14 protein-coding genes are annotated in these 13,751 nt (G+C 47.4%); 6 read left to right on the top strand and 8 right to left on the bottom strand.

Annotation, left to right across the window (positions count from 1 at the left end):
- Positions 1-38: 38 nt before the first annotated feature.
- The 8 genes from mutS to HMPREF0663_RS11910 all read right to left on the bottom strand — a co-directional run bounded on the left by mutS (position 39) and on the right by HMPREF0663_RS11910 (position 9,668).
- Positions 39-2,702, bottom strand: coding sequence for a DNA mismatch repair protein MutS (mutS, locus tag HMPREF0663_RS04900; RefSeq protein WP_004369151.1), 2,664 nt, complete (start codon positions 2,700-2,702; stop codon positions 39-41).
- A gap of 328 nt (positions 2,703-3,030) precedes the next feature.
- Positions 3,031-3,855 carry a DUF4886 domain-containing protein gene (locus tag HMPREF0663_RS04895; protein ID WP_004369150.1) on the bottom strand — a complete coding sequence of 275 codons (825 nt, stop codon included), beginning with the start codon at positions 3,853-3,855 and terminating at the stop codon, positions 3,031-3,033.
- Between the two features lie 38 nt (positions 3,856-3,893).
- Positions 3,894-5,732: a 4-hydroxy-3-methylbut-2-en-1-yl diphosphate synthase gene (locus HMPREF0663_RS04890; protein ID WP_004369149.1), complete on the bottom strand. Its 1,839-nt coding sequence runs from the start codon at positions 5,730-5,732 to the stop codon at positions 3,894-3,896.
- Positions 5,733-5,768: 36 nt separating this feature from the next.
- A complete protein-coding gene (purE, locus tag HMPREF0663_RS04885) occupies positions 5,769-6,278 on the bottom strand; it encodes a 5-(carboxyamino)imidazole ribonucleotide mutase (protein WP_004369148.1) in 510 nt (169 codons plus the stop codon).
- A gap of 96 nt (positions 6,279-6,374) precedes the next feature.
- Positions 6,375-6,986 carry a phosphatase PAP2 family protein gene (locus HMPREF0663_RS04880; protein ID WP_004369147.1) on the bottom strand — a complete coding sequence of 204 codons (612 nt, stop codon included), beginning with the start codon at positions 6,984-6,986 and terminating at the stop codon, positions 6,375-6,377.
- Between the two features lie 40 nt (positions 6,987-7,026).
- Complete coding sequence (rpoN, locus tag HMPREF0663_RS04875; protein WP_004369146.1) at positions 7,027-8,526, bottom strand: RNA polymerase factor sigma-54; 1,500 nt, start codon at positions 8,524-8,526, stop codon at positions 7,027-7,029.
- Positions 8,527-8,528: 2 nt separating this feature from the next.
- Positions 8,529-9,176, bottom strand: a complete 648-nt coding sequence (locus tag HMPREF0663_RS04870; RefSeq protein WP_004369145.1) for a hypothetical protein — start codon at positions 9,174-9,176, stop codon at positions 8,529-8,531.
- Between the two features lie 339 nt (positions 9,177-9,515).
- Positions 9,516-9,668 carry a hypothetical protein gene (locus HMPREF0663_RS11910; protein WP_004369144.1) on the bottom strand — a complete coding sequence of 51 codons (153 nt, stop codon included), beginning with the start codon at positions 9,666-9,668 and terminating at the stop codon, positions 9,516-9,518.
- A 152-nt stretch (positions 9,669-9,820) separates the two neighbouring features.
- Here HMPREF0663_RS11910 and HMPREF0663_RS04865 point away from each other — a divergent pair, with 152 nt between their 5' ends.
- The 6 genes from HMPREF0663_RS04865 (at position 9,821) to HMPREF0663_RS04840 (ending at position 13,700) form a co-directional block, all read left to right on the top strand.
- The gene (locus tag HMPREF0663_RS04865) at positions 9,821-11,107 is read left to right on the top strand and encodes a histidine-type phosphatase (protein WP_004369143.1); all 1,287 of its coding nucleotides are present in this window, start codon (positions 9,821-9,823) and stop codon (positions 11,105-11,107) included.
- A 204-nt stretch (positions 11,108-11,311) separates the two neighbouring features.
- Entirely contained in the window at positions 11,312-11,794 is a 483-nt protein-coding gene (locus tag HMPREF0663_RS04860) for a DUF4252 domain-containing protein (RefSeq protein ID WP_004369142.1), read from the top strand.
- Between the two features lie 2 nt (positions 11,795-11,796).
- A complete protein-coding gene (locus tag HMPREF0663_RS04855) occupies positions 11,797-12,261 on the top strand; it encodes a DUF4252 domain-containing protein (RefSeq protein ID WP_004369141.1) in 465 nt (154 codons plus the stop codon).
- 5 nt (positions 12,262-12,266) lie between these two features.
- Complete coding sequence (locus tag HMPREF0663_RS04850) at positions 12,267-12,785, top strand: GFO_1088 family ECF-type sigma factor (protein ID WP_004369140.1); 519 nt, start codon at positions 12,267-12,269, stop codon at positions 12,783-12,785.
- Positions 12,766-13,254 (top strand): PG0215 family putative anti-sigma factor, encoded by a 489-nt coding sequence (locus HMPREF0663_RS04845; protein ID WP_004369139.1) that lies wholly within the window; start codon positions 12,766-12,768, stop codon positions 13,252-13,254. The genes HMPREF0663_RS04850 and HMPREF0663_RS04845 overlap by 20 nt, the downstream gene beginning before the upstream one ends.
- Positions 13,251-13,700, top strand: coding sequence for a DUF4252 domain-containing protein (locus tag HMPREF0663_RS04840; protein WP_004369138.1), 450 nt, complete (start codon positions 13,251-13,253; stop codon positions 13,698-13,700). Before HMPREF0663_RS04845 ends, HMPREF0663_RS04840 begins: the two co-directional genes overlap by 4 nt.
- Positions 13,701-13,751: the final 51 nt, after the last annotated feature.

The raw sequence follows: 13,751 nt of genomic DNA, 5'->3' as shown, positions 1-13,751 counted from the left end.
ATTATAATTGATGGTTCGGAGCATATATGCCCCCTTTATTATTTTCCTTCTACTATTTTTTTGATGTCGTTTAGTTTATTCAGCGCCTCTACAGGTGTCAGATTATTCACATCCAAGCCCAATATTTCATCGCGAACTTGGCAAAGTATCGGATCATCTAACTGGAAGAAGCTCAATTGCATGCCCTCCCTACTCTGCTCAATTTTCCGTGCAGTGGGCTTACCCACCGTGCCTACCTGACTGTTATCAGCCTCCAATTCCTTCAATACCGTATTGGCACGCTTCACAATGCTTTTGGGCATGCCCGCTATATCGGCCACATGAATACCGAAGGAGTGCTCGCTACCGCCTTTCTCCAGCTTTCTGAGGAAGATAACCTTTCCGTCTATCTCCTTTACAGATACGTTGTAATTCTTTATTCTGGCGAAATTCTTCTCCATTTCGTTCAGTTCATGGTAATGAGTTGCAAAGAGTGTCCGCGCTCGAGCCTTGGGTTGTTCGTGCAAGAACTCCACTATAGCCCAAGCAATTGAAATTCCATCGTAGGTAGACGTACCGCGTCCCAGCTCATCGAACAGCACCAACGAGCGCTGCGACACATTGTTAAGGATGCTGGCCGCCTCGGTCATCTCTACCATAAACGTAGATTCGCCCAGCGAGATGTTATCGCTGGCGCCTACACGAGTAAACACTTTGTCTACTAAACCCACCTTTGCACGCTCCGCAGGCACATAGCTACCCATCTGAGCCAGCAGCACTATCAGCGCCGTCTGGCGCAGCAAAGCCGATTTACCGGCCATGTTCGGTCCGGTAATTATCACGATCTGCTGCTTTTCCGTATCAAGATAAATGTCGTTGGGCACGTATGTTTCGCCCACAGGCAACTGGTTTTCAATCACCGGATGGCGTCCCTGTTTGATATCAAGCACATCGCTGTCGTCGACAACCGGCCTCACATAACGATTTTCTTCTGCCGTTTTGGCGAACGAGAGCAGGCAATCGAGCTGCGCAACCACATTGGCATCCGTCTGTATATATGGTATGTAAGCCTGCATGTCGGCAATCAGCTCGCCGAAGAGACGCTCTTCAAGCGACTGAATTTTCTCGTCTGCGCCGAGTATCTTTTCCTCATATTCCTTCAATTCCTGCGTTATATACCGCTCAGCTTGCGCTAAAGTCTGCTTACGTATCCACTCTGCCGGTACTTTATCCTTGTAAGTGTTGCGTACTTCCAAGTAATAACCGAACACATTATTAAAGCCTACCTTCAACGAAGCGATACCCGTCTGCGCTATCTCGCGCTCTTGTATCTCGAGCAAGAAGTCTTTACCGCTGCGAGAGATATGGCGCAACTCGTCCAGATCGGCGCTATATCCGTCGGCAATCACATCGCCTTTGCTCAACAACTGCGGCGGATCGGGCTGTATTTCCTTAGCTATACGATCGCTAAGCTCCTCGCACAAGTTCAGCTGACTGCCCAGACGTTTCAGACTCTCGTTATCTGTTTCGAGACAAGCCGCCTTGATCGGCACCAATGCCTGCAGTGCATTCTTCAACTGCACCACCTCTCTGGGCGACACTCTCCCTGCGGCCACCCTCGATATAATGCGTTCGAGATCGCCTATGTTATGGAACTTCTCATCGATAAGTTGCCTGAACTGCGGCTCTCGGAAGAAGAAATCCACCACATTCAGACGACGTTCGATGGCTTTCTCATCACGCAACGGAAACACTACCCACCGCCTCAACATGCGCCCTCCCATTGGTGTAGAGGTGCGATCTATCACGCTCAGCAGCGACGAACCTCCCTCCTGCATCGGCTGTATCAACTCGAGAGAGCGGATAGTGAACTTGTCTAAGCGCACATAACGTTCTTCCTCGATGCGCGATAACGAGGTGATATGCCCAATCTGTGTATGCTGTGTAATCTCCAGATACTGCATGATAGCGCCCGAGGCGATAATACCGTTATGCAAATGCTCAACGCCGAAGCCTTTCAGAGACTTGGTTTCGAAATGACGGAGCAACTTCTGACGGGCCGTTTGCTCGGTAAATACCCAGTCTTCAAGTTCGAAAATGCAGTAACGGGTACCGAAGAAACGTTCGAAATCTGCCTTGTGTTCCCTATCGTAAAGCACCTCCTTAGGCGAGAAGTTGCCCAGAAGTTTCTCCACATAGTCATAACTTCCCTCGCCTGTAAGGAACTCCCCCGTGGATATATCGAGGAAAGAAACGCCGCAAGAGCTCTTGCCGAAGTGCACTGCAGCAAGGAAATTATTCTCTTTGTAGTTCAGTACATTATCGGTCATTGCCACGCCCGGCGTTACTAACTCTGTAATACCGCGCTTCACCATCTTATCCATTTCGGTAAGACCTTTCATGCCTTTAATGGCTTCACGCTTCTTCTTAGGATCTTCCAGCTGGTCGCAAATGGCGACACGCATACCGGCTCGTATCAGTTTAGGTAAGTAAGTATCGAGCGCATGATGGGGAAAACCGGCCATCTCCGTACTTCCCGACAGTCCTCCATTGTTGCGTTTAGTGAGCGTTATGCCGAGAACACCTGCGGAACGCACGGCATCTTCGCCATACGTTTCGTAGAAGTCGCCGCAACGAAACAGCAGCAAAGCATCGGGATGTTTTGCCTTCATCGAAAAAAACTGTTTCATCATCGGTGTCTGCCCGTTATCTTTCGCAGCCATAGAGTTTGCTTGTTTATGAATTAGCAAAGGTAACGAAAAATGATAGACCGCCCAAATAATTAATTTATTTTAAGGGCATGTCATAAACGCGCAATACCTTTGTCCGGCGAGACCGACGGATGTGTCTACAACAGGCTGCTTCCCTATCGGCAATAGGGATATGGTCTACGGTCGTTTGGCGGTATTCCTACCGGCAATAAACAGTATATGTAAGGACAGAAACACAAACAGATAGAAACGGCAACAGCCTTCAGGCAGCAAATCAGGTATGCGATATAACATAACAGTCTGCTGCCTGAAGGCTGATTGCAGCGTATCTCCAAATGTGCTATTTAAATAGTCTGCGGCTCATTTTCATGGCCTTATGCGCTGCTTCCTGCGCCAGTCGCGCCGTATGGTCATCGATAGTGTCGGGCTTATACGGATTGCCTACCACGTTTTTGCCCGTAAGAAATTCGCACCATGTGCAGGCTGCAGTATAGCGACCATAGGTAAGTTGCAGATGAAAACCATCGCGATTAAGCACGTCGCCCATCGTTTCACGGGCGTTCTGAATGGCAACTCCCGAAGGTATCACCCGCTTTATGCCTGTCTGTTCGATGGCTTTGTTCACGGCAGAGAGTATCATTCGGTACATTTGTTGCTGGTCGTTACCGTAGTTTTTGAAGCCTCCGTGGCTGGAATCTTTAGCATATGCCCACGTCATGTGGAACACAATCTCTACATTCTTGTTGGTTGCCGTGGCCATAACGTAGCGTTTCAGGTCCGCCAAATGGCCATACGTTTCGGGCAGACCGGAGAAATGACTGGCCTGTTGCAAGCTGATAATATCCCAATCATCGTCCTTTATCGCCCGTTCGAGTGTAACGTGCGGCTGCGTAACCATCTTTCCGTCAACGATCTTCCGGTAACCATAGTCGGCTTTACCCGTCTGCGAATTGTCCCAGTGGCGGTCTATAGAGCAGCCGCCTATATAGGCATTGCCTATTATAAGGCTGTCTCCCTGCGCTAAAGCAAGCTCATAAAGGTATTGTTCTACGGCATCTTCCGAGAAACTATTACCGATTGCGAGTACTCGAATTACCCTTCCTGCCTCGCACACCACGCTGACAAACAGCATCAGCGCAATAAGTAGTAATGATTTTCGTTTCATATTCTTTTTATTTATATAAGAGTTATCGGGAGTCTGTCTTATAAAATCCCGTTCTCCCTATCTTCTCTTATCAGCTTCAGAAGTCGTTCTACGGCATCTTCTTCGGGGATATTCTTCTCCACACACTGCTGTTTACGGTAAAGAGACACACGCTTCGGGCCTGCTCCCACATAACCGTAATCAGCGTCGGCCATCTCTCCCGGACCGTTGACGATACACCCCATGATACCAATCTTGAGCCCCTTCATCTCTTCAGTAGCCTCTTTAATCTTGGCAATGGTTTCGCGTAAATCGTACAGCGTGCGCCCACAGCCCGGACAACTGATATATTCGGTCTTGGAAGTCCGTAGACGTGCCGCCTGCAGAACGCCGAATGCCGTCTCTTCTACTACACTCTGCGGCAGGTCTCCATTGTTCATAAGCCAGATACCATCGGCAAGTCCGTCGATCATCAGTGCTCCCATATCGGCCGAGGCATCAAGCTGAAAGCAGCTCTTATCGCTATGTCGGTACATTTGAGCGAACACCAACGGGTTACAGATGCCGTGGATCATCATCTCGTGTGCCAAAGCCCGCTGGTCTGCAAGGCGGTTTTGGTGGTTGCTTACGCACACTACAACGATCTCAGGATGCTGCTTTAAGCATGCCAGATACTCTTCCGAGGGCGTTCCGAACTGCAAAACGAGGAATTTCAGATCGGCTTCAACGGCCGTAATAAAGGGCATTGCCGATGACGGGAATATGGGATAAAGATGCAAGGCAGGATGTTCGGCAGCGACAGACGCATGCACGTTGTAGTCTACAATATAGTTCTTCCGCTCGTCAATGTCCTTCGGAAGCTCCGATCCTATATATATATAATCGGATTTCGCACCCTCTTTCGAGGTTATCACCACCGGAACATTGCCGCCGCCTATATTCCTAACAGGCACGGTTCGTCTGCGTTCGGGGCGCAGATAGTCGAAATTGGCGTATCGTTCGGCAGGAACAACGAGATGACCTTGCCGTTTTGTAACGTATTCCACTAAGTGTTGTGCCACCGGTATCTCCATTTCAGGCTCTTCAGAGAGCGATACTCTTACGGTATCTCCTATGCCATCGGCCAACAGAGCGCCTATGCCTACGGCACTCTTGATACGTCCGTCTTCGCCCTCTCCGGCCTCTGTAACGCCGAGATGCAAAGGGTAATGCATGTCTTCCTTATCCATACGGTCTACAAGCAGGCGCACCGAGCGCACCATTATTACCGTATTCGAAGCCTTTACCGATATGACAACGTTGCTGAACCGCTCTTTCTTACAGATACGCAGAAACTCCATGCAGCTTTCCACAATGCCCTCGGGCGTGTCTCCATAGCGGTTACGGATTCTATCCGATAGTGAACCGTGGTTTACACCTATACGGATGGCCGTATGGTTTTGCTTGCAAATATTGATAAACGGTACAAATCGGGCTTCTATCTTATGCAATTCCTGCGCGTATTCCTCATCCGAATACTCTTGTTTGATGAACCTACGGGCGGGATCCACGTAGTTTCCCGGATTAATGCGCACCTTTTCGGCATACAAGGCCGCCACATCGGCAACGTTAGGATTGAAGTGCACGTCGGCCACAAGCGGCGTATCATAACCGCGGGCACGCAGTCCGGCATTGATATTTTTCAGGTTTTCCGCCTCTCTGATGCCCTGCGTAGTCAGTCGAACGAGCTCTCCGCCAGCCTTAATAATACGTTCTGCTTGCGCTATACAGCCCTCCGTGTCGTTCGTATCGGTGGTTGTCATCGACTGAACACGGATGGCATTATCGCCACCCATATCGATTGCTCCTATATGGACTACCGAAGACGGGCGCCGTTGATATTGAAATAAATCGATCATAATATTGTATGTGGGCGCAAGAGCCGCCCTATTCCTTTAGTTCGTCTTATACCGATAAGTCTTGATGGCGGCCAGTTCGGCATTCGCCTTCTCTATCTTGGCTCCTAAACCGGCCTTCCAAGCCGACATTTTTGCTGCGACCGTCTCGTCTGAAAGCGCTATTATCCGGGCTGCGAGTATAGCTGCATTCTGCGCACCGTTTACGCCCACCGTTGCAACAGGTATGCCCGGCGGCATCTGAACAATGCTCAAAAGAGCATCGAGCCCGTCGAGCATGCCCTTTACAGGTACTCCGATCACCGGTAAGGTGGTATTTGCAGCGATAACACCCGGCAATGCAGCAGCCATACCTGCAGCGGCTATAATCACTTTAATGCCGCGGTTGCGGGCGTTCTTGGCAAAACTTTCCACGGCATCCGGCGTGCGATGAGCCGACAGAGCGTTCACCTCGAAGGGTATTTCGTTATCGTCGAGCCATTTACAGGCCTTTTCCATCACCGGCAGATCGCTCGTACTGCCCATGATAATGCTTACTATTGGTTTCATATCGATATGCTTTAATGATGATACATTTATATTCTAACGACCACAGACCTACGCTCTATCGGCCATACACCTACGGTTCAATTGCGACATTCGTATCTAAATAACGATGAAGAAAGCGGTTATCAGCCCGACGAGAAAACCGGTTACCACCTGCGACAGCGTATGTTGTCGCAAGATCATGCGACTTGTACCTACCATACCTCCCAATATAAGAACGATACACAGCCACCATATCGGGTTAAAAGCAAATATTACGGCGAACGCCAGCAATGCTCCAGCCACCCCACCTATGGCAGCCGTGTGCGTTGAAACCTTCCACCACACGTTGATGAAAGCACAGATAATCTGAATAACAAGCGCTGCGACGAGAATACTTCCCATGAAATGCGGAATATGACGGGCATTCATGATGTAATAACAAGTAAAGTAACAAGCGATAGAAATAATGTATGGCACCATTCTACGTTCCTTTGTGCCAAGTTCTATCAATGTCCATCCCTGATATCTGCGGTATATATGTATGAGAAGCGTAGGAAGTAAGATGGTAAAAGCGTAGACCAAAGCCAGTACTTTGAGCTTGTAACCCCAGTCAAGCAGATGGAGATAGCTGAATAGAAACAAGGCTATCAAGCCTACCAACGGCAGGTAAAAAGGCGTAAAGACCATACTCATCACCCTTGCAGCCAATATGATACTCTTTTCTTTCATACGAATATTACAACAACTTTCTACCTATTGCAGCGTTCCTCTACCTGCGCAGCCGTGCCACAGGTATGCCCAACTGCTCACGATACTTGGCTATAGTGCGACGAGCCACGGGGAATCCCTTTGCTTTCATTAATAAAGACAAGGCGTCGTCGCTATATGGTTTTGTCTTATTTTCCTTACCTATAATTTCTTTCAGTACCAACTTGATCTTACGGGTAGACAGTTCTTCGCCGCTATCCGTAGTGTATGAGTCTGTAAAAAAGAAACGTAACGGAAACGTACCCCACTTGGTCTGGGCATACTTTACATTGCTAACGCGCGAAATCGTAGAGATATCGAGCCCTGTCTTATCTGCAATATCCTTCAAGATCATCGGTTTAAGATCGGCCTCATCACCGTCTAAGAAGAATTTACGTTGCCATTCGATGATGGCTTTCATAGTTATATAGAGCGTATGGCGGCGTTGTTTCACGGCTTCGATGAAACCCTGTGCCTTCTCTACCTTCTCTTTGGCATAGAGAAGCGCCTCTTTTGCCTGCCGTGTCATGCCCTCCTTGTTGTTACGATAGGTATCTACCATCTCGCTGAACGACGGCGACACCTTCAGTTCCGGTATATTTCCGCGGTTGAGAGAGAAAGATATAACGCCGTCGTCCGATGTATCTACAATGAAATCGGGAGTAATCTGTTGAATGTTTCTACCCTCTGTCTCGCCCAAAGAGGCCCCGGGTTTCGGGTTCAACTTACGTATCTCGTCCTGCAAGAGGTGCAACCAAGCATCGGTAAGATGCATGCCTATCTGTATTTTATGCCAATGCTTCTTGGTAAATTCATCGAAATAACCGTCGATCAATCGCAACATAGCAGCCTTTACCGGGCTCTCCGCCCGCCGTTCAACCTGTAAGCGAAGACATTCTTGCAGACTTCTTGCACCGATACCCGCAGGATCGAACGCCTGTAGAAGTCGCAATACCTGTTCTATTTCTTCGGTATCGGCATCGATATTGTGATAAACGGCAAGCTCATCGCTAATGCTTTCGAGGTCTTTACGCAGCAATCCGTCGTCGTCGAGCGAACCTATAATGTACTCCATGATATCCTGTTGACGGTCTGTGAGCACCGTTTCGCCCATCTGTTCTTTCAATTTATCGTAGAAAGACACGGTGTCTCCGTAGACTACTTCTTCGTAATCGGCATTATTATCGTTATCCGTATAGCCGTAAGACTCGGGCATTCGGTCGTCTCTTCCTATGTTTTCGAGCGCATTTTCGAGCGCTTCTTCACGATCGTCGTGCTCGTTTTGTTCCTCTTCACTCATCTCCTCGCGCTCCTCTTCGATACTTTCGAAGCCGCTATCTGCCATGGCATCTTCCGACGAAGACGCCTCCAAGGCCGGATTATCGTCGAGTTCAGCATTGACACTTTCCTCAAGTTCCGTCAACGGCATCTCCAACAACCGCACTTGCAGCATCTGTTGTTGCGACAAACGTTGTACCTGCAATTGCTTTTGAACTTGTGTCTGTACGAGCTTCTGGTCCATTCTTACCTAAAATATTCTTTCAGTTGTGCAGCGAGGGCTGCCAGTTTTTCGGGATTACCACTACCATATCGTTGCCATATATCTCTACATGGCGCCAACAGGGGGTGTATTATCAGGTCGTCGCGGTTAAGATAAGGATCGCAAAACCTAAAAACATCCATCGCTTCGGCAACCGTCTGTGGCGCCGTTTTGAGCAACTTAGCCAACTCAACCACTTCGGGTGTTTGGGCTACCATGGTAATAGGAGTAAGACGGAAGTACAGGTCGAGAATCATAATCAGCGAAACCGGCTTTAACGAAGTATCGGTATCGAGCGGCTTGAAGTCGCGTTCGAACGACTCGTTTATAGCTACTCCCTCGTAAAACTTCTTAGGTTGTCCGAACCCGTTCATACGTCTGAGCAGGTCGGCCTCGCGCTGCAGCTTCTTCGGACTTTTGCCGTATGTTTGCCAGAGATGCTCTATTTGAGGCGTATCCAGTTGTCTTAACCGGAACATTTGCCCATACAGAAACTGCGGAGGCAGGTGCAATTCAAGACTCAAGTCCACCATACCGCGCGAATACAGCGGTTTCAATCCCACCGGTTTCTTCAGATAGAGCTGCATGAGCAGCAGCCAATATTCGTCAGACCATAAATGATGTTTCGGCATAGCTGCAATCCGTTTGTTGTTCTTATTATTTCTGTTTCAACCGAACGGTTTCACAAAACCCGTAACATAGTTGCTATTCTGATGCAAAAATAGTATTTTTTCAGCGTGAGACCAAAAGAATAGGCGGTATTTTCATAGGAAATATAACGGGTGCGGCGGGAACATACTTCCGACAAACGGCATATCTACGGCGGTTAGATACACTGTTTGTCGGCAATAGACATACGGTCTGCGGGCCACAGACGGGCATTCTATCCGGAAAAGACTTACCGCACGGCTCCGCAACAGGCACAAAAAAGCCCTGCCATCCGCCACGGAAAGCAAGGCTTGCAGGTTCTGTTAAAAAAGAGATTTTGCCCGTTTGGCAGGATCGTCTATGCTGTTCGGCACTTCTTCTTCGGCCGTTTTCATTTCTTGTTTGGCTGCAACGTGCTTCTCGATACGCTCGGCCGAGACGAGTGTTTGCTTTATGCGAGGCTTCAGAACAGCCAAATCATCGATACGTTTTACTGTTTGTAATCATATAACTTCCCTCGTATCGGACAGTCAGTTGTGACACAAAAATACGGAAATATTTATGGGTAAACTTGATTTTATGGGTAAAAACAACTAATTTTGCCATATCTTACCAATAACACAACATCATGAAACGAACTCTAATTATCGTCTTTTCACTCGCCGTTGCATTCAACTTGCAAGCACAACAGGCACGAAAAGATTTGAAGAACAACAAACGTATGTCGGCTAACAACTACTTTGCGTACCCGGGACCTATACAAACAAAGCTGACACCAGCACCGAAAGGTTACGCTCCATTCTACATCAGTCATTACGGGAGGCACGGTTCAAGATACCTGATCGGTAAAAACGATTACGACAAACCTTGCGAAATCTTGCAACAGGCCGACTCCTTGGGCAAATTGACAGCCTTCGGAAAAGACGTACTTCGGCGACTTATCATGATCAGGGATGAGGCAAAAGAACGCGACGGCGAACTTACATTGCTCGGAGCCCAACAACATAAGGGCATTGCCCGTCGCATGTACGAACGGTTTCCGCAGGTTTTTGCCGGCCCGACCAATATAGATGCCAAGAGTACAGTAGTCATTCGTTGCATCTTATCAATGGAAAATGCCCTGCAAGAACTCCTTCTGTTGAACCCGCAACTACACATCAGCCACGATGCAAGCTATCATGATATGTATTACATGAACCAGACGGATAAGAAACTCGAAGCATCCAAGATGCCCGAAGAGGCCAAAAAGGCATTCAATACATTCTCTAAAAAGCACGAAAACTACCGGCGCGTGATGCACGAACTGTTCAACGACGACGATTACTGGCAACACCAAGTGAACGCAAACGACCTGAATAACAAGCTTTTTAAGCTTTGCAGCAATGTTCAAAGTACCGAATTACGCCATCAGATATCCCTTTACGATCTCTTCAACGATGAAGAGATTTACGATAACTGGCTGAGATCGAACGCTTGGTGGTACATTAATTACGGCCCAAGTCCGCTGAATGGCGGTACTCAACCTTACTCACAGCGCAATTTGTTGCGCAAGATTATCAGCGAAGCCGACAGCTGTATCGCCCTTAAGCACCCGGGAGCAACGCTTCGTTACGGCCATGATACGATGGTAATGCCGCTGACTTGCCTACTCGACCTTAACGGATACGGCAAACAAATCAGGGACTTGGAACTGTTAGACGATGAAAACTGGTGCGATTACCGTATCTTCCCAATGGCTTGCAACCTGCAATTTGTGTTCTATCGCAAGGCATTCGGCGACCGTGATATTATCTTCAAAGTGTTACAGAACGAGAATGAAGCCACCCTACCCATACCTACCGACATGGCTCCCTACTATCACTGGAAAGACTTTAAAGCCTATTTCTTAAAGAAATTAGATAATTATAAGGAGTAAATACCTGTCTTGAAACGACGCTATCAGACGGTTATACCGACCATAAAAATATGGTATAACCGTCTTATTTATAACACCTATCACCTTTACTCGGTACATTTTCAGAAAATATTCCCTATTTTTTGTAACACAATTTGTAGCTTTGCGTCTGTATAAATGTAAGCGCTTCTCAAAATAAGTATCAACATTTAAACACCCAAAGCAATGAAAAAGTTAATTTTCGCGCTATTCCTATTATGCGTAGCACATACATCTTTCGCACAAAAAGCCCACGATATCTTCGAACAGTTCAAAGATAAACCCAAGGTAGAGTATGTACATATCCCCAGAATAATGCTGAATATGGCCCGTAAGTTTATGAAGAACGATGAAGACAAGGATGCCATAAGAATTATAAAACATATAGATTCCATCAGAGTTCTCGACTTGGAAGAGTGTTCGGCAGACGTTAAAACAGAGTTTTACAATGAAACCAAGAACTTCAGCGCCAAAGGATACGACGAACTGATAAGCACTGTAGAAGACGGAGACAAAACGTTTATCCTCACTAAAGGTAAGGGAGATACCATTACGGAACTGCTGATATTGGAGACAGGCAAGGATGATTGCGAGCTTGTACAGATAAAAGGAAAGATTACGCAGGCCGAAATAGAACAGATAGTCAAGGAACATCAAAAAGACAAATAATAATGAAAAAAGTATTATTCACACTCGCCATGGTGCTTATGGGCACCATGGCCCATGCACAGAGCATCGACAAATTCATCTCGCAGTTCGAAGGCAACAACGACGCACAGGTAGTCCGCATGGACAAGAATATGATTAAAAAGGAATTGGGCAATGATAGCAACGATGAAGAAGACCGTAAATTGGCCGAAAAGGCAGACTCCATGAACGTGCTTGTCATCAGCTCTAACAAAGATAAAACGGCCGAACTGTTCGACAACACCTTGCCCGATCTCGAAAAAGAGGGCTATGAAAAGATGATTAACGTTAACCAAGACGCCTCGAAGGTAAAGATTTTATCGAAAACAAACGAAACGTCTATCAAAGAAATCATTATCATAGTAAGCGACAACAAGCAACGTGTGTTCGTGCAAATCTTCGGAGATATAAAGCCCGAAGAGGTAGAAAAGATGGTTCAGATAAACTAAAAAGGATGGATGCATCGGTATTCAAACAGACGTTTCTGCCCCACAGCAGGCGCATGTATGCCGCTGCTTGGCGGCTCACAGCCGATGCCCAAGCCGCCGAAGACTTGGTTCAAGAGGCTTTCCTTAAGCTATGGATGAAGCGCGACTCGCTGAACAAGGTAACGAATACCGAGGCTTTTTGCGTGACGATCGTCAGGAACATATTCTTCGACCGGTACAGGAAGAATGGCAACAAGTTCGTGGAACGCCCGCCGGAAGAACTGAACATCGCTGCCGACAGCAACATCTCGGAACGATTGGAGCAACGCGAAGACGCCGCAAAAATTATGAATATCATCGCCCGTCTGCCCGAACAGCAACGACTCATCATCACCCTGAGAGACATAGAAGACCGCAGTTACGACGAAATAGCTGCCCAGACAGGCCTACAGGCAGTAAACATCAGAGTGTTGTTGAGCCGTGCAAGGAAACAAATAAGAGAACAATTCAACAAACAAACGGAATATGAACGTAAACGAGATTAAAACCCTGATCGGCAAATATTACGAAGGAACGACTACCGAAAGCGAGGAACACCAACTAAAGGCGTTCTTCGCAAGCGAAGAAGTGCCCGCAGAATTGCTCGACGAAAAGGCATTCTTCGATGCGTTCCTTATGCCGGAACCCGCGATACCCGTTCATCTCGAAAAGCATATAGAGCACCAGATAGACGGCTGGAACACGGTGGAAAAAACCGTAAACCGCCGTGCCCGCACCGTTAGCATGCGCTGGATATCGGGCATTGCGGCATCGATAGTGCTCGTAGTTTCCGTGGCTATCTTCGTCAATACCCGTGCCGACCGACGCGAATACGCCATTCAAGAAGATACATACGACAATCCTAAGGATGCTTATGCCGAAACTCAACGGGCATTGAAGCTTTTTTCGTCGAAAATGAACAAAGGGCTCGCCCAAATCAGCAATAACAAACATCAAAACAAAAACAAAGAATGAAACGAATTATATTTATCATATTCATGGCGTTGACCTGCCATCTAAGCTACTCACAAGACGCTCTATTCAAGAAATACGAAGATGTTAAGGGCATTAGCACGGCATTTATCTCCAAGAGTATGCTCGGTTTAATGCCGAAGGTAGAGGCTGGAGACGTGGATATAAGTAGGATTGCTTCCAAATTAGACCGCATTCAAGTGCTCGAATGCGAACGCCCGTCGCTCATACCTGCCATTAAGAAAGAAGCTGTTGCGTACTACAAGAAGTACCGATACGAACAGATTATGCGCATGAACGACGGCAATGAGCACATTACCATCTACCAGAAATCGCTCGGGAAGGGTAAAAATGAGTTCGTATTGCTTAACGAAGAGAGCGACGAACTGCAGATTATCCACCTTTCGGGCAGCGTTTCGTTAAACGATATCAAGGCATTGAGCAAGTAAATAAGATAGCTGTATCAGGTATTCAACCGCCCTAATTAACAAATAAAAATT

Source organism: Hoylesella oralis ATCC 33269 (assembly GCF_000185145.2).
Taxonomy (GTDB): domain Bacteria; phylum Bacteroidota; class Bacteroidia; order Bacteroidales; family Bacteroidaceae; genus Prevotella; species Prevotella phocaeensis.
Note: the sequence above shows the minus strand (reverse complement) of the source record. Positions and strands in the feature narration are given on the sequence as shown.